Annotated in this window: 13 protein-coding genes and 1 pseudogene; 1 reads left to right on the top strand and 13 read right to left on the bottom strand. The window is 62.6% G+C overall.

Features of this window, described 5'->3' with window-relative positions; all coding sequences use genetic code 11:
* Nucleotides 1–311 precede the first annotated feature (311 nt).
* The gene (locus LJ737_RS07920; protein WP_227764421.1) at nt 312–773 is read left to right on the top strand and encodes a hypothetical protein; all 462 of its coding nucleotides are present in this window, start codon (nt 312–314) and stop codon (nt 771–773) included.
* Nucleotides 774–872: 99 nt separating this feature from the next.
* On the opposite strand, the gene rplT is transcribed toward LJ737_RS07920, so the two are convergent.
* The 13 genes and pseudogenes from rplT to kaiC all read right to left on the bottom strand — a co-directional run bounded on the left by rplT (nt 873) and on the right by kaiC (nt 16,609).
* Nucleotides 873–1,220: a 50S ribosomal protein L20 gene (rplT, locus tag LJ737_RS07915; RefSeq protein WP_111476759.1), complete on the bottom strand. Its 348-nt coding sequence runs from the start codon at nt 1,218–1,220 to the stop codon at nt 873–875.
* A gap of 106 nt (nt 1,221–1,326) precedes the next feature.
* Complete coding sequence (gene rpmI, locus LJ737_RS07910; RefSeq protein ID WP_227764419.1) at nt 1,327–1,521, bottom strand: 50S ribosomal protein L35; 195 nt, start codon at nt 1,519–1,521, stop codon at nt 1,327–1,329.
* 186 nt (nt 1,522–1,707) lie between these two features.
* Nucleotides 1,708–2,262, bottom strand: a pseudogene (infC, locus tag LJ737_RS07905) (translation initiation factor IF-3); the annotation flags it as partial.
* Between the two features lie 422 nt (nt 2,263–2,684).
* Nucleotides 2,685–4,643, bottom strand: coding sequence for a threonine--tRNA ligase (gene thrS, locus LJ737_RS07900; protein WP_227764417.1), 1,959 nt, complete (start codon nt 4,641–4,643; stop codon nt 2,685–2,687).
* A gap of 129 nt (nt 4,644–4,772) precedes the next feature.
* The gene (locus LJ737_RS07895; protein WP_227764415.1) at nt 4,773–5,933 is read right to left on the bottom strand and encodes a tetratricopeptide repeat protein; all 1,161 of its coding nucleotides are present in this window, start codon (nt 5,931–5,933) and stop codon (nt 4,773–4,775) included.
* Nucleotides 5,934–6,009: 76 nt separating this feature from the next.
* Nucleotides 6,010–7,452, bottom strand: a complete 1,443-nt coding sequence (locus LJ737_RS07890) for a L,D-transpeptidase family protein (RefSeq protein ID WP_227764412.1) — start codon at nt 7,450–7,452, stop codon at nt 6,010–6,012.
* A gap of 142 nt (nt 7,453–7,594) precedes the next feature.
* Nucleotides 7,595–8,416, bottom strand: coding sequence for a tetratricopeptide repeat protein (locus LJ737_RS07885; protein ID WP_227764411.1), 822 nt, complete (start codon nt 8,414–8,416; stop codon nt 7,595–7,597).
* 187 nt (nt 8,417–8,603) lie between these two features.
* Entirely contained in the window at nt 8,604–11,327 is a 2,724-nt protein-coding gene (locus LJ737_RS07880) for a DNA gyrase/topoisomerase IV subunit A (protein ID WP_410779946.1), read from the bottom strand.
* A gap of 679 nt (nt 11,328–12,006) precedes the next feature.
* Nucleotides 12,007–12,429, bottom strand: a complete 423-nt coding sequence (locus LJ737_RS07875) for a response regulator (RefSeq protein ID WP_227764409.1) — start codon at nt 12,427–12,429, stop codon at nt 12,007–12,009.
* A 65-nt stretch (nt 12,430–12,494) separates the two neighbouring features.
* On the bottom strand, nt 12,495–14,210 hold the full coding sequence (locus tag LJ737_RS07870; RefSeq protein WP_227764407.1) for a sensor histidine kinase: 1,716 nt from the start codon (nt 14,208–14,210) through the stop codon (nt 12,495–12,497).
* The gene (locus LJ737_RS07865; RefSeq protein WP_227764406.1) at nt 14,203–14,532 is read right to left on the bottom strand and encodes a circadian clock KaiB family protein; all 330 of its coding nucleotides are present in this window, start codon (nt 14,530–14,532) and stop codon (nt 14,203–14,205) included. The genes LJ737_RS07870 and LJ737_RS07865 overlap by 8 nt, the downstream gene beginning before the upstream one ends.
* Before the next feature lie 9 nt (nt 14,533–14,541).
* The gene (locus LJ737_RS07860; protein WP_227764404.1) at nt 14,542–14,865 is read right to left on the bottom strand and encodes a circadian clock KaiB family protein; all 324 of its coding nucleotides are present in this window, start codon (nt 14,863–14,865) and stop codon (nt 14,542–14,544) included.
* 10 nt (nt 14,866–14,875) lie between these two features.
* Complete coding sequence (kaiC, locus tag LJ737_RS07855; RefSeq protein WP_227764402.1) at nt 14,876–16,609, bottom strand: circadian clock protein KaiC; 1,734 nt, start codon at nt 16,607–16,609, stop codon at nt 14,876–14,878.
* Nucleotides 16,610–16,748: the final 139 nt, after the last annotated feature.

Genomic DNA, 16,748 nt, shown 5'->3' with positions numbered 1-16,748 from the left:
GTAATTGTGTTCCATATCAGTTGCTGACTCTTCTTGTTTCAGAAGAGCAGCATAAATAAGCAATTAAATCATATGTGATTACATTAATTGAAACATATAGTTGAGGTAATTTCAAATCAGCTCATGAGCATAAGTACACTAATAGCGAATGCAAATATCTCTTGCTTAATACATAGCGCAAGCCATCCGGGCAATTATATGCCTGGCGCTTACATTTTCTGTATCTTCTGGCAGTTCATCAGAGGGTGGAGCAATTATACATCATTTGTGTATAAGTGCATATCCTCAATTGAAAGTTTTTTTTATTTCAGATGGAATCAACGACTGCCGATAGGCTGCAGGAGCTTGTCAAGGTGTTGGGCGCAAAATCAGTTAGCGCTTTTGCTGCATCTATTGGGGTTCGAAGCACGGTTCTGGCCAACATGCTGGGCGGCCGCATGTCGAAGCCGAGCTTTGACACGCTGGAGAAAATCAAGGCCCAGTACCCGCAGGTAAACTTGGAGTGGCTGGTGATGGGCAATGGCTCTCCCCTGCTCACGCGTACCAACACCTACGCGCTGCCCCCCGAACCCGCGCCGACAATGCTTGCAGAACCACCGATTAAGCCGCTAAGCAAGCCTGCCCCCAGCCAAGCCGAAGCTGCCGAACTGCGCGCAGCCCTGGCCGAGTGTCAAAAAGAGCTTGCTGCATGGCAGGAAAAGGCCGAAACGTATCGTCAATTGGCCGAGGACCGCCAAACGATTATCGAGCTAATGAAAAAAGCCGCTCGCTAGGCGCGAAACGGCTTTGATTATCCTCCCCTGCCTTACGCAGGAACACGAAAAAGCCCGGCCGTTTGGCCGGGCTTTTTGCCTGGTAAGCCAGTACGGGTACTAGGCTTTTACTTTCTCCACAATGCCTTTGAAGGCTTCGGGGTGGTTCAAGGCGAGGTCGGCCAGTACCTTACGGTTCAGGTCGATGCCAGCCTTTTTCAGGCCGCCCATGAACTGCGAGTACGACAGGCCGTGGATGCGGGCACCGGCGTTGATACGCTGAATCCACAGGGCACGGAAGTCGCGCTTCTTGGCTTTCCGGTCGCGGTAGGCGTACAGCAGACCTTTCTCAACCGCGTTTTTGGCAACGGTCCAGACATTCTTGCGGCGGCCGAAGTAACCTTTGGCCAGGCGCATTACCTTTTTGCGACGGTGGCGCGAGGCCACGTTATTGACGCTTCTTGGCATAACCTACTTGTTTTTGGCGGCCGGTGCCTGCTTAATCCTTAAGCGGCTTGGCGAATAACCGGACGCCGGGTTGAAAAAATGTACTGCGGGAGCTTGAAACCGCCGCTTAGAGGACCAGCATGTCCTTAACCCGGTTCATGTCAGCAGAGCTAACCAGGGTGACATGGGTCAGGTTGCGCTTGCGCTTGGTGCTCTTCTTGGTCAGAATGTGCGACTTGTACGCGTGCTTGCGCTTTACTTTGCCCGTGCCGGTCAGCGAGAAACGCTTCTTGGCGCCGGACTTGGTTTTCATTTTCGGCATTGTGAGAAAGGTTGAAGGGTAAAACATCGGCGGCCGGCTGCCTAGGGCCGGCTCGCCTGAACAACGGAGCGGCTCACGCCGCGCTGGAGTAGCTTATTCAGCCGCTTCGTTGGAAGCGGCAGCTTTCGGAGCCGGAGCCTTGCCTTCCTCCTTCGGGGCGGCGGGCTTCGGAGCCGAAGTACCGGCAGGCTTCACTACCACGGCTTTGGGCGCCAGGTAAAGGAACATGCGTTTGCCTTCGAGCTTGGGCAGCTGCTCTACTTTGGCCAGATCCTCGAGGGCCTGAGCAAACTTGAGCAACAGGATTTCGCCGCGCTCTTTGAAGACAATAGAGCGACCCACGAAGTGCACGTAGGCCTTGATCTTGGCGCCCTCGCGCAGGAATTCCTGGGCGTGCTTAAGCTTGAACGCGAAGTCGTGGTCGTCGGTGTTGGGGCCGAAACGAATTTCTTTGACCACCACCTTCGTCTGCTTGGCCTTCATCTCGCGGGTGCGCTTCTTCTGCTCGTACTTGAATTTCGAGTAGTCGATAACGCGGCATACCGGCGGGACAGCCGTGGGAGAAATCTCCACGAGGTCCAGGCTCTGCGCTTCCGCCATGCGGCGGGCTTGCTCGGTGGGGTAAATGCCCTGCTCCACGTTGTCGCCTACCAGGCGAACTTCGCGGGCCGTAATCTTGCCATTGATTTTGAACGGCTCCTCCACTTGGCGCGGAGGGAGGCGGCGGTTAGGGGTTCTGATAAGACTTCAGAGTTTAGGTGAAACGTGGTCGGGTCAACGGCCGGAAAGCGACTGTAAATCAGCGCCGCCAACCATTTGAGCGGGCGAATATCCGGCAATTTTCCCGAATGACAAAATGCAGCCCGCCGAAAACCGTGTTTCCGGCGGGCTGCAAGGGTTTTAACGACTACGGCGCGGGATTAGTTCTATTTGATTCGGACGCAAGGTTAGTAAGGTTATATAGAATGTCATCCTGAGCCCAAGCGAAGGACCTTCCTCCTACCCTGCATCGCCGCTACCTACGAAGTACGGACGCCTTTAACCAGAAGCGCAGCCACTACCCTTTTTACATGGGTTTGTGGCTGCGCTCCTTGATTGGTGCAAGGTTCGAGGAAGGTCCTCCGCCTTCAGCTTAGGATGACGTTCTTCTTACCAGTCTTTGGTTAATGAGCGGCAACGGCTTTGCCGCTCATCATTTCCTCCACTTGCTCCTGGAAGTTGCGGATGAAAGCGTCGATGGGCATGGAGCCCAAGTCGCCCTCGCCGTGACGACGGACCGAGACGATACCGTTTTCGGCTTCCTTCTCGCCCACTACTAGCAGGTAGGGAATCTTCTGCATCTCGGCGTCGCGGATTTTGCGGCCGATTCGCTCGTCGCGCTCATCCGTGGTGCCGCGCAGATCGGCCTGCTGCAGCTGGGCCAGCACCTGCTGGGCATAGTCGTGGTACTTCTCCGAAATCGGCAGGATGATGAACTGCTCCGGGGCCAGCCACAACGGGAAATTGCCGGCGCAGTGCTCGATGAGCACGGCCACGAACCGCTCGAGGGAGCCAAACGGGGCACGGTGCAGCATCACCGGGCGCTGACGCGAGTTGTCCGGGGCTACGTACTCCAGCTCGAAGCGCTCGGGCAGGTTGTAGTCTACCTGGATGGTGCCCAGCTGCCACTTACGGCCGAGGGCGTCGCGCACCATGAAGTCGAGCTTGGGGCCGTAGAAGGCCGCCTCGCCCAGCTCCGTAACGGTGCGCAGGCCGCGCTCCTGGGCCGCTTCCTGAATAGCCGATTCGGCGGCCGCCCAGTTCTCGTCGGTACCGATGTACTTCTGCTTGTTTTCCGGGTCGCGCAGCGAAATCTGGGCGGTGTAGTCCTCGAAGCCGAGGGCGCGGAACACGTACAGCACCAGGTCAATGACCTTGATGAACTCCTCCTTCACCTGGTCCTGGCGGCAGAAGATGTGGGCGTCGTCCTGGGTAAAGCCGCGCACGCGGGTCAGGCCGTGCAACTCGCCCGATTGCTCGTAGCGGTACACCGTGCCGAATTCGGCGAGACGCAAGGGCAGGTCGCGGTAAGAGCGCGGCTTGGTCTTGTAAATCTCGCAGTGGTGCGGGCAGTTCATGGGCTTGAGGAAGAATTCCTCGCCCGGGTTCGGCGTCTTGATGGGCTGGAAAGAATCGGCGCCGTACTTCTCGTAGTGACCCGAGGTGACGTACAGCTCCTTGGCGCCGATGTGCGGCGTGACGACCGGTTGGTAGCCGGCCTTCACCTGCGCGCGGCGCATGAACTGCTCCAGCCGCTCGCGCAGGGCGGTGCCCTTGGGCAGCCACAGCGGCAGCCCCGCTCCTACCCGCTCCGAAAACGCAAACAGCTCCAGCTCCTTGCCCAGCTTGCGGTGGTCGCGCTTGCGCGCTTCCTCCAGCTTGTGCAGGTACTCCTTCAGTTCCTTGTCCTTGGGGAAGGTAATGGCGTAGATGCGCGTCAGCTGCTTGTTCTTCTCGTTGCCGCGCCAGTAGGCCCCGGCCACGTTCAGCAGCTTAGCCGCCTTGATGTTCGACGTATCCGGAATGTGCGGACCGCGGCAGAGGTCGGTGAAATTGCCCTGCTGATAGAAGGTGATGCTGCCGTCTTCGAGGCCTTCCAGGAGGTCCAGCTTGTACGGGTCGCCTTTCTCGGTGAAGTAGGCAATGGCGTCGGCCTTCGACACCTCGCGGCGCTCGTAGCGGCTCTTGTTCTTGGCCAGCTCCAGCATTTTCTGCTCGATCTTGGCAAAGTCGTCGGGGCCGATGCTGCGGCCTTCGCCCAGGTCCACGTCGTAGTAGAAGCCGTTTTCGATGGGCGGGCCGATGCCGAACTTAATGCCCGGATACAACGCTTCCAGCGCCTCAGCCAGCAAGTGGGCCGAGGAGTGCCAGAAGGTATTCTTCCCCGCCTCGTCGTTCCATGTGAGAATCTCCAGGTTGGCGGAGTCTTGGATGGGGCGGTGCAGGTCGCGGACTTCGCCGTTGACGCGCACGGCCAAGGCGTTGCGGGCCAGGCCTTCGCTGATGCTGGCGGCTACGTCGTAGCCGCTCACACCCGCTTCGAACTGACGCACGGAGCCGTCGGGGAGCGTGATGTTAATCATTAGAGAAACGTGCAAAAAATTGCGGTAGCCCGCAAGTTAGCAGCTTCGCGGGCACAAACCACGCGGAAAGCCGATAAATGGGCATTGCTGAGCCGGTAACGCCGCCACGGGCACATTAATTCACCACCGCTAATTGGCGGGCGTGAGCAACGTCGGGGGCTTGACCTCCAGCGGCTCGATGGTGGTCGGGACGGTGGAGGGCACCCGGCGCGGCTGGGGCAAGGGCGGGGCGCCGTACACCATCTTGAGCGAGTCCAGCTGGCGGTTGGGCAGCCGCTGGCCCACTTTCCAGACCTTGTACGTGTAGTGCCGGTTGCCGGGAAACTGCTTCACCAGCGCCCGGTAGGCAATCCAAGCGGACTGCGTTTGCCCTACCGACTCGTAGCTTTCGGCCAGCATCAGGCCCACGTCGGGCAGGTACTGGCTGCGGCGGCGGGCCCGGCTGAGCGGGCGAATGGCCTGGGCGTACCGCTTGCCCTTGTAGTGGTAGAGGCCAAGGCGGTAGTCGGCGCGGTAGAGGGTGCTGTCGAGCCGGGTGGCGCGGGCGTACTGGCGGGCGGCGCTGTCGGGCTGGCCGGCGAAGTCAAACACGCGGCCGCGGTCATACCAAAGGGCGGCGTAGCTGCGGTCGGCGCGCAGCCCGCTTTCGATGTAGGGCGCGGCGGCCAGGGGCTGGCGGTTAGCGTTGAGCAGGTAGGCCGTTTGGTGCAGCACCTCGGGCAGGCGCGGGGCGCGGGCGGCGCTGGCGCGCAGGTAATCGAGTGCCTGGACGGTGTCGCGCAAGTTGGCGTACACGAGGCCCTTGTAAAACAGCGCGGCGGCGTTGTCGGCGTCTTCGCGCAGCACGCGGTCGAGGTAGTCGAGGGCAGTGGTGTAGCGGCGGGCGGCCAGGTTGGTTTCGCCGAGCAGCAAGTGCAGTTCCGGCGGGTTGTAGCCGCGCTGCTGGGCTTGGGCCGTGGCATCAATGGCGGCCTGCAGCTTGCCCTGAGCGCGCAGCACGCGGGCCTTGGTCAAAAAGAACTCCCCGGGGGGCTCGTCGTCCAGCTCAATGGCGCGGTTAATGTCGTCCAGCGCCGCGTCGAGCTGGCCGTCCTTGACCCGAAAGTCGGCCCGGCGGGCGTAGAGCACGGGGTTGCGCGGCTGGCGGGCAATGGCGCCGTTCAGCTCGTTAGCCTGGATTTCGGGTCCGCTGCGCACCGTGCTCAGGTCGACCATGGTGTCGGGCTGTTCTTCGCCGGGCGCAGCGTCGCCGCAAGCCAGCAGCAAAGGCGCCAGCAGCAAGGGCAGCAAACGGCAAACGGATGGAAACACGGCGGTCGGTGGGCAAGCAGACGGCGCAAAGGTACGCACCAGGCCCCAACGCCCGCTACTCCCCGGCCATGGCCCCCTCGGCCACCTGCCCGCGCAAGGCCGCTATCAGCGTCGCATCACGCCCGTAGATGTCGGGTAGCTGACGCAAGCTGGGGCCGTCGTCGGCGTGGCAGGTGAGGTACCGCACGTACACGGGCACGGGGTAGCGCAAGGGAAAATACTTGCTGTAGCCGCCGTAGACGCTGTCCCACATGCGTTCTACGTTGCGCTGGGCCCGGCTGGGTTGGTCAGCGAAGTCGTGCCGCAGCAGGAACACGGCCAACTGCAAGGGGTTTTGCAAGCGGATGCAGCCGTGGCTGAGGGCGCGCTTGGGTTGGCTGAAAACCCGGCGGGCCGGCGTATCGTGCAGGAAGATGTCGTGTGGGTTGGGGAAGCGAAACACCACGTTGCCAAGGGCATTGTCGCTGGTGGCGGCCTGCCGGATGACGTAGGGAAACGACTCGGCCGACACCTCTTTCCAGTTGATGCGGCGCGGGTTGGGTACCCGCCCTTGCCGGTCGTAGAGTATGTAGTTGTTATCGTCTAGGAAGCCCGGGTTGCGGCGCAATTGGGGCAGCATTTCGCGGGTGGCAATGCTGCGCGGCACGTTCCAGCGCGGGGACGTTTCGAAGAACCGGATGCGGCTGCACAGTTCGGGGGTGGGCGTGGCCGGCGCCCCCACTACCACCCGGCACGTGCGCAGCACTTTGGTGCGGCGTACCACCTGCAGGCTGTAGGCCGGGATATTGACCACGCAATACAAGGAGTCGGCTGCGGGTTCCCAGCGCAGGCGCTGCAGGTTGGCCGCCACCAGCCACTGCTGGCGCCGGGCCGCGGCCGAATCGGTGCGCAGCAGGCGCTGCCAGGCCCCTAGCAAGCGCACGTAGCTGCGGCTTTGCGGCTGCGCGGCCAGCACCTGCCGGCTGAAATCGGCGCAGCTGCGGGCGGAGAGTAGCCAGAATACCGGGTCAAAGGTCGAATCGGCAGTGCAAGTGGTTGGTTGCAGACTTTCGGGCCGCACATGGCCGCGGCGTAGTTGGGTGGTGAACTGCAGCAGCTGGGCGGTGAGCAGCAGCTCGGCCCGCACGCGGCCGCTCAGCCGGGCCGCCGAGTCCAGCGCGGGCAGCGCCAGCGAGTCGAGGACCCGCGCTGGCGCCTGCTGGGCGGCGTTGTCGGAGCGCAGGCCGTAGTCGCGCGCTTGCCGCAGCAGCTTTAGCCCGGCCGTGGCGGCGGCGCGGGGGCCGGTAGCGGTGGTCCAGACCGGGGCATAGTTGACCTGCGCGTAAAAGCGCTGCAGCTCGGCCCCCATCTCGTTGTCGGCCGCCGCGGGTGCCGCGAGGCGCTGGCGCAGCTGAGCGGCTACGTCGGCATTGGTTTGCGCCGCGGCAGTTTGCCCCAGGACCAAGCAGAACAGCAGCCCTAGGCAGACGCACAGCTTCCCTTCGACCGAATGGCTCATGGTGCCGCTGCGCAGCCGAAAGTACCCGACTGCCCCGCCTAATAAGTTAACTGGAATTTCGGGTAAACCGTTGGGCCCCTCCCAAATAAAACCGGACGGCTGGCGGGCCGTCCGGTTGGGCTTGCTCTCCAAAACGGGGCCGCTAGCTGCGTTCTAGCTGCTCCAGCATGTTGCGGCAGCGCCGGCTGATTTCCAGCTCCTCGCCCGTCATGGGCTGCACCTCGGCGGCTTCCTTCAGCACCTCGCGGGCCGACTGCAGCAGGCGCTGGTTTTGGTACACGCGGGCCAAGTCGTAGTAGTACTGAATGCGGCAGGGGTCCAGGTTGTGGGCGCGCCGCAGGGCTTCCATGGCCTTGGTGTTAGAAGCGCCGGTGGGCGGACCACCCAACAACAGCCGGCAATAGGCCCGCTCAACCAAGTTGAGGTGCGCCACGCGGTAGTTCCAACGCCCGAGTACCTGCCAAGCTTCCGGCATGGTTGGGCTGTATTCCACGGCGCGGAGCACGTAGGGCTTCATGCTTTTGTAGAGGCTCAACCGGTCGCGGGCGCTGCGGATGGTGGCTTGCTGGGCCAGCGTCAGCGCCACGGCATAGTTGGCTTCGCCGCCCTTGGGGTTGACGGCGTACGCACGGTCGGCAAATTGCCGGGCGGAAGTGTAGTAGGCCCCGCGGCGGCTTTCATCGGTGTAGCGCGTGCCGATGTTGACGCTGAGCACGGCCGCTTGCCAGAGCGCCTCGTAGTTGCGCGGAAACGCCCCCAACACTTGCTCGTAGCGGGCCAAAGCGGCCGATTCGCGGTACTGCAACTGCAAGGCCTTGGCCTCGCGCAGCAAAGCTGATACGTCCACGGCATTGGGCGCGTCCTTGGGGTCATCGGCCCGGGCGGCCGGGCTCGTCAGGGCGCAGCACACCAAGCCCGGCAGCAGGCGGCGCGTGAGCAACAAACGAAAACGGACGGGTAGCATAACGGTCACAGTAGGCGCCCACGGGTGGTTCGGCAGAGTAAGATACGATTTCAGCGCCAAAAGGCTGCAAACGCACCGCGGCCCGGTCCCGCCGTCCGCCCTTTGAGCTAGACAACCGGACCGGGCCGCGGTTTAATTAGACAGGCAAGGCGCACGTGCTTTATCCACGCGCCGCGCCCTCACTGCCCTAAAACAACGTCATCTGTGACTTGGGCTTGCGCTGCAGCAGGGCTTGGGCGCGCTCCACTTCCTCGGCCGAAATTTCCACCGGTCCGTCGTGCTCGGGCAGGGGCTCGGCGTCGGGCGTAGCGGCCGGACGCGGAATGGTAGCCGGGCCCTTGCGCTTGGCCTGGGCCTTGCGCTCCGGCTCGGGGCCTTCGTCGGTGAGCAGCTCCACGCCGAGCACCTTGAAGTAGTTGAGCTTGTTGCCCATGGCCTTCCACCCCTTCACGTCGATGAACTCGTGCAGGTGCAAGCGCTCCGAGAGCTTCTCCCCTTTCTTCTCCTTTTGCACCTTCACCTCGATTTCGGGCGCCACGCCGCAGGTGGCCACCAGCAAGTGCGTGCCCTTGGTTTCGGGGATGAAGAGGAAGCGCTTGGCCAGAGTGCTCGTCTCGATGCGGAACCGCTTGACGTAGTGCGTCTTGGTCTCGCCTTCCAGGTACACCGTGTTGATGACCGTGTCGGGCTCGAACTTGCGCAGCAGCACCAAGTCGCGCATCACGAAGTGAATGGCGGGGTCGGGCGCGGTCAGCTCGTAGGTCCCGTCCTTGTAGATGGCTAGCACCGCGTCGTCCGTGTCGAAGGTGCCGAGGAAGCGGCCGTGCCCGCCGGTGTTGAGGCGGCCCACCACTTCGTCGAAGAACACCTCCCGGCCGCCGAGCGTAGAGTCGCCCTTGGACTTCTGGGTAATCTTCTTGACCGGCTGCTTGGTCACGATGTTGCCCATCGAACCCTTGCCCTTGATGGCCAGCTCGGCAAAGTCGAAGTCGAACTGCTTCACCCGCGCCGGGGCTTTGTCGGAGAGCTGCACCGACACGATTTCCGACTCCGAGTTGGGGTTGGCCGTCATGTAGAGCACCTTGGAGTTCTTGCCGCCCTTGGTCAAGTCGTAGGATTTGTCGCGGGTGATGCCCGTCACGAGGAAGCGCTTAGCGTAGCTAATCTGCGAGGGACCGTCCACGTAGATCATGTTATACACCAGCCGGTCGTCGTTTTTGTTGTAGACGCCCACGTGCAGGATGTCCTTGCCCACGAAGGTCTTCTCCGCAATCTTGGTCACCACGAAGGAGCCGTCGCGGCGGATGGCAATGATGTCGTCCAGGTCCGAGCAGTCGCACACGAACTCGTCCTTCTTCAGCCCGTGGCCCACGAAGCCGTCCTGCCGGTTCACGTAGAGCTTCTGGTTGGCCACGGCCACTTTCTGGGCCGTCACCACGTCGAAGGTGCGCAGCTCGGTTTTGCGCTCCTTGCCGTCGCCGTACTTCTTGAGCAGGCCCTCGAAGTAGCGGATGGCGTAGCGGGTGAGGTTGGCGAGGTTGTCGGCCACCTCGGCCAGCTCGGCTTCCAGCTTCTGAATGTACTCGTCGGCCTTGAAGCCGTCGTACTTGGAAATGCGCTTGATGCGAATTTCCGTCAGGCGCGTCAGGTCCTCCTCCGTGATGGCGCGGCGCAGCACGATGCGCGTGTCGTTGGCCTTTTCCTTTTCGCCGTCGATGCGCACGTACTTTTTCAGGCCGGCGTCAATAGTTTCCAGGATCTGCTCCCAGGTCTCGCACTCCTCGATCTTGCGGTAGATGCGGTTCTCGATGAAGATTTTCTCCAGCGACGCCGAGTGCCAGCGCTCCTGCAGCTCGTCCTGGCGAATTTCCAGCTCGCGCTCCAGCAGGCGCAGCGTCTTGCTGGTGCTGAGCTTGAGCATGTCCTCGACGGCCACGAAGCGCGGCTTCTCGTCGATGATGACGCAGGTGTTGGGCGAAAGGCTGATTTCGCAGTCGGTGAAGGCGTACAGCGCGTCCATGGTCAGATCCGGCGACACGCCCGCGGGCAGGTGCACCTGGATTTCGACCACGGCGGCGGTGTTGTCCACCACCTTCTTGATCTTGATTTTGTTGGCTTCCGAGGCCTTCACGATGCTTTCCATCACGCCGGTCGTCGTGGTCCCGTAGGGCACGTCGCGGATGATGAGCATGGTCTTGTCGACCTTCTCGATGGTGGCGCGCAGGCGCAGCTTACCGCCGCGCAGGCCCCCGTTGTAGTTCGAAATGTCGCAGAGGCCGCCCGTCGGAAAGTCCGGGTACAGAATGATGTCGCGGCCCTTGAGCACGTCAATCGAGGCCTTGCACAACTCGCGGAAGTTGTGGGGCATGATCTTGGTCGACAGGCCTACGGCAATGCCCTCAATGCCCTGCGCCAGCAGCAGCGGGAATTTCACCGGCAGGGTTACCGGCTCGCGCTTGCGGCCGTCGTAGCTGGCCTGCCACTCGGTGGTATCGGGGTTGAAGACCACGTCGAGGGCAAACTTCGAGAGGCGGGCTTCGATGTAGCGGGGCGCGGCGGCGCCGTCGCCGGTGCGCACGTCGCCCCAGTTGCCCTGGGTTTCGATCAGCAGGTCCTTCTGGCCCAGGTTCACGATGGCGTCGCCAATCGATGCATCACCGTGCGGGTGGTACTGCATGGTCTGCCCGATGACGTTGGCCACTTTGTTGAAGCGGCCGTCGTCCATTTCCTTCATGGCGTGCAGGATGCGGCGCTGCACGGGCTTGAGGCCGTCCTCGATGGCGGGCACGGCGCGCTCCAGAATCACGTACGAGGCGTAGTCCAGAAACCAGTTCTGGTACATGCCGCCGATGCTGCTGATGTCGTGGATGGTTTCGCCGGGCTTGAAGTCGCCTTCTTCGGCCTGCACCACGACGGCCTCGTCGGTGGCGTCGTCCGCGTCGGCAGCTTCGCCTTCCAGACTGGGCTCGTCGGCTTCGGCCAGCGGCTCGCCGTCGGGGCCCAGGGCGGGCGCAGCGTCTTCGGCAGCGGTTTCGTCGTCGGCCGCGGCAGCTGCGGCCCCAAAATCAATGGTGTCCCCGACGCCGAACAACTCGGGGTCTTGTCCGTTCAGGTTCTGCTCGTCGGGGGTGTGGTTGTCGTTTGACACGCGCGGGGGTGGCTTGGGCCACGGTTATTGTTCTTGTACCTCTCCTCAGCAGCCGCTCAGCCGCCGAAGGCTCCTTTAAACATGGCTGGCGTGGGATTGGTGCGCCGGCCGCAAACGTAAGAGTTAACTCATCTGGTAAACGCAAAAAGCAGGAAAACGCAGGACGGGCCTACTCGCCCGGGCACTTATCGGGCCGGGACAATGGCCTTCAAAAGTACCGTTTAGCGAGCAGAGCACAACAGGAAGCAAGGCGGAAGTCGCACATAAAGTTCCTAAAAAAATTAGTCAAAACCTTATTGCGAGAACAAAAAAGCGCCAACCTATTCATCATTAGACCAGAGCAAAACTAACATGATTAGCACATGGCTTTGCAAACGAAAACCGCCCGCCGCGGCCCGTTTCGGGGGCCGCGGCGGGCGGTACGTATTCGGAGCTTGAATGCCTAGTCCGCAGAGACGGGCTGCGGAAAATGCCGCTGCAGCACCGCGTCGACTTTTTCCTTGGTAAGCGGCTTGTTTAGGAAGCCGCCAATGTTGAGCTGCTGCATACGCTCCACGTCGTGCGGGTGCAGCGACGTAGTCAGCATCACGATAACCGTTTGGGCCTTGTCGGCGGCGGGCAGCTGCTCGTAGGCCTGCAAGAACTCGAACCCGTCCATTACGGGCATTTTAACGTCGAGAAAGACCAGCACGGGGGCTCCCGATTCGGATTGCGGGCGGTGCGTGCGCAGCACTTCCAGCGCTTCGAGCCCGTTTTGGGCTACCAACAATTCATCGGCTATGGCAAGGCGCTTCAGCAGCAGGCGGTTGAGATAGTTCGTGGTTTGGTCGTCGTCGACAAGCAGAATACAGGCAGGAAGAGACATTGCAAGCGGTGTGAGAGGGCGGGTGACGCGGGCGCTTTGCGCCCGCGCAGGAAGGCATACGCAAGTTAGCGGCGGAAGTACACGGAAAATATTGAACCTGCGCCCACGGTACTCTCCACGTCCACGCGCCCGCCGGCGTTTTCCATGATGCGCTTGACCATGTACAAACCGATGCCCGAGCCCTCGACGTGGTCGTGGAAACGCTGAAACATGGCAAACAACTTGGCGTTGCCGGCCACCTGCAGGCCCAGGCCGTTGTCCTCGACGGTCAGCACTTGGTATTCGTCGCTGGCGCGGCAGCGCACGCGCACGCGGGGCGGGCGGTCGGGGTGGCGGTATTTGAGGGCGTTGGAGAGCAGGTTGTACACCACCGAGCGCAGGTTCTTCTCCGAAATCCGCACCGGACCGCAGCGGGCCACGTCCACTTCCAGCTCGGCGCCGGCGGCTTCGAGCAAGGGCGTCAGGTCCAGCCGCACCGCCTGCACCACGGGGGCCAGCTCCACCAGCACCGGCGGCTGCTCGTGCTCCTTCTGCAGGCGCGTCACTTCGGTCAGGTGCTCGATGGTGCGCTTAAAGCGGTCAACCGAGTCCTGCATCATGCCCACCAGCGGCTCGACGGCGGGCCCGGCCATCAACTCGGCGGGCAGCTCGGCTAGCAAGGCCGCCAGCAGACCTTCGATGTTGTTGATGGGGGCTTTCAGGTCGTGGGAGGCGGTGTAAATGAAGTTGTCCAGGTCGCGGTTGATGCGCAGCAGTTGCTCATTGCTGGCGCGCAACTGCTGCTGGGTTTCAGCCACGCGTTGCTGGGCCATTTTGTGCTCGTGGATGTCGGTGTAGGCGCCGATCCACTGAATAATGTCGCCCTGCTCGTTACGTGAAGGCAGCGCCCGGCCCAGCATCCAGCGGTAGTCCCCACTGGCGCTGCGGATGCGGCATTCGATTTCCAGCGCCTCGCCGCTGCCGATGCATTCCTGCCAGCGCTGCACGGCGGCCGGCAAATCATCCGGGTGAATGAGGGCGCTGAAGCTGTGGGCCGAATCAGAGTGGGAATCGTGGCCGGTGTACTCAAACCAGCGGTGGTTGAGGTAAGTATTGCGGCCGGCGGGGTTGGCCGTCCAGGCAATGTGCGGAATGCCTTCGAGGATGCGGCTGGTTTCGGCGGCGGTTTGCTCGGCGGCGCGCTGGGCCAGGGCCTGGGTGCGCAGGGTTTCCTGCTGGCGCTCCAGCAGAGCGTTTTGCTCGCTTACCCGGGCCCGGATGGCGTTGATTTCGCGCTGCTCCGATACGTCGGTGATGATGATGGCCAGCACCGGCGTTTGGTTGAACAGCAGCACGTTCAGGGCCACGGCCACCGGGCGCTGCTGGCCGTCGAGAGCCAGCAAGGGCATTTCGCCCTTGCTTTTGCCGGCCCAGCCCGTCGTCAGCAGATCCTGCCAGTAGCCGAGGTAGTCGGCGGGCACAAAGTCGCGGAACGAGGCGCCCATCATGGTTTCCAGCGGCGCTTTCAGCAAACCGGCCAGGCAGGCGTTGCAATAGAGCACGGTGTCGTTCTGGCTCAGCAGCAACGCCCCCTCGTTCATCTGCTCGATCAGGTCGCGGTAGCTCTGGTCGGCGCCTTCGAGGGTAAAAATGCGCGGCCCCTCGGGCGCCTGCACGGCCAGCGCGTCGATGGTGCCGGTGCGAATGGCCGTGATAAGCTCTTCGGCCTCCTGCAGGCGGTGGCGCAGCTCCTCGTTTTCACGGGCCAGGTCGGCGGCGGGGCGTGGCGCGTGCTCAGTCATAGATGTATGGGTCGTGAGGATCGGGGGCCACGCCGAGCAGAGCCAGCACCCGGCGGCGGTCCGACAGGTCGCCGACGAGAAAGCGCAGCAGGCCGGGCTGCTTTTTCACCAGCGTAGGCGCGGCCACAATGCGCTCCTGCCGGGCCAGTTCGGGTTGTTGGTGAATGTCAATAATTTGCAGCTCCACCCGGCCGGACAGGTACCGCTCGCAGATGTCCTTGAGGTTGCGCACGGCCTGGGTGGAGTTGGGAGTAGCACCGGTGATATACAAGTGCAGCACGTATTCGGGGCCGGCTTCCGGCAGGCCTTGCTCTGGTTCCATAGGCCCGGCTTACTTAGGACCAGCCGGTCGGATGTCGAGCCCCACCAGTACCCGTTCCTGATTTGAAAGGTCCCCGATGATTTTGCGAATCGGCGAAGGGACTTTGCGCACCAGCGTCGGAATAGCCAAAATTTGGTCGCCTTCGGCCAGCTGGGGGTGTTCCAGCAAGTCAATGACTTCCAAGCGGTAGCGCCCCTGCAGGTACGCTTCGCAGTATTTCTTCAGGTTGGCCAGCGCCGTCACAGACTTCACCGTTTGCCCCGCCACGTATAGGCGCAGTTCCCAGGTTTCCTCGTCCATAATTGCTTGCGTGGGGGCCAGTGTGCTCTGCATACTGGATGGTTTACGAATTTTCGGGCGCGGCGGCCGAATGGGCGCCCGGGTGGGCGTTGGAGCCGGCCGCAATGCGCTGGCGAGCCTGCAGCAGCTCGTGGTGCTGCCGCTCTTCCTCCAGGTTGGTGCGGCGTAGCTCCTCCTCCACCGATTCAAACTCGGTACGCAGGTTGGCAATGGTGGCTTCAAGCACCCGCCGCTTGCGCTCCAGCTCCCGTTCGCGCCGCTCGATTTCCTGCTGTGCAGCCAGCGAAGCGGCCTGTTCCTGCAGAAACTGGGTGTGGCGCGAGGCCCCTGTCACGATGCCGCCCGGGCCGATAATCACGTCGAGCAGGCGGATGCCCGCGTCGGTGACCAGGAATTCGCGCACTTGGTTGGAGTGGGCCATGCCGCGGGCCTTAAGGATGCTCACGCCGCGGTTTCGCTCGCCGACGCCTTCCAGGTCGCGCACGTGCAGCCAGGTATCAACCAGCGAGGAAACACCTTCCTCGGTCATTTCCAGGTTGCTGTGGCTGCCGCTGACCAGGGCCGTGAACAGGGCCGTGATGCCCTGCACTTTCAGGTAGTCGATCAGGCGGGTGAGCATGCCGCGCACTTCCGTGATGCTGCCCACCGACACGAGGTTGCTGATCGGGTCGATGATGACGGTACGGGGCTGGTATTGGCCGATGAGCTTGTGAATGGTGACCAGGTGCTGCTCCAAGCCGTTGAGCGTAGGGCGCGAAGACTCGATGTGCAGCAGCCCCTGCGCCACGTACGGGTGCAGGTCCAGGCCCACCGACAGCATGTTGCGCATCAGCTGCTGCGGCGACTCCTCGAAGGCGAAGTACACGCATCGTTCGCCGCGGCGGCAGGACTCGGCGGCGAAGGCGGCGGCCAGGGTAGTTTTGGCGGTGCCCGCGGTGCCGGTGATAAGCGTGCTGCTGCCGCGGTACAGCCCGCGGCGGGCAAACATCTCGTCGAGGCCCGGCACCCCCGTCGACACCACTTCGTTGGAGACTTCGTGCTCGAGCTTCAGCGAGGTGACGGGCAGCACCGAAATGCCGTCTTCGGTAATCAGGTAGGGGTATTCGTTGGTGCCGTGGGTGCTGCCGCGGTACTTCACGATGCGCAGGCGACGGGTGGTAATCTGGTTAATCACCCGGTTGTCGAGCAGAATCACGCAGTCCGACACGTACTCCTCCAAGCCCTGCCGCGTCAGCGACCCGTCGCCCCGCTCGGCGGTGATAATGGTGGTGACGCCCTTGTCCTTGAGCCAGCGAAACAGCCGGCGGATTTCGGAGCGCAGGATGGCTTGGTTGGTAAAGCCCGAAAACAGCGACTCGATGGTGTCGAGCACCACGCGCTTGGCCCCGATGCTGTCGATGGCGTAGCCCAGGCGGATAAACAGCCCTTCGAGGTCGTACTCGCCGGTTTCCTCGATTTCGGAGCGGTCGACGTGCACGTGGTCGAGGCGCAGCTTCTTGTCGGCCACCAGCTGCTTGAGGTCGAAGCCCAGGGAGGTGACGTTGGCGGCCAGCTCGTCGGCGGTTTCCTCGAACGCCATCAGCACGCCCGGCTCGTCGAACTCCTGAATGCCGCGTACCAGGAACTCCACGCTCATCAGCGTCTTGCCGCAGCCGGCCGAACCGCAAATCAGCGTGGGGCGCCCCGCGGGCAAGCCGCCGTTGGTGATTTCGTCAAGCCCGTCGATGCCCGTGGGGGCTTTGGGCAACTGGGGCAGCGCGGAGGCGGCAGCGGTCATAAAAAGAAGTGCAATAACAACAGGTGGACCAGCGGCCGTGCAACTTTAGCGGCGGCAAGCGGGCCAGGTTCGGCGGCGGCAAGTCGGGCAAGATACAGTTTTATCAGCACCAAGCCGGTGGCAAGCCCGCTTCGAGGCC

Origin of the sequence: Hymenobacter sp. 15J16-1T3B (genome assembly GCF_020711235.1) — a bacterium.
Lineage (GTDB): Bacteria > Bacteroidota > Bacteroidia > Cytophagales > Hymenobacteraceae > Solirubrum.
Note: the sequence above shows the minus strand (reverse complement) of the source record. Positions and strands in the feature narration are given on the sequence as shown.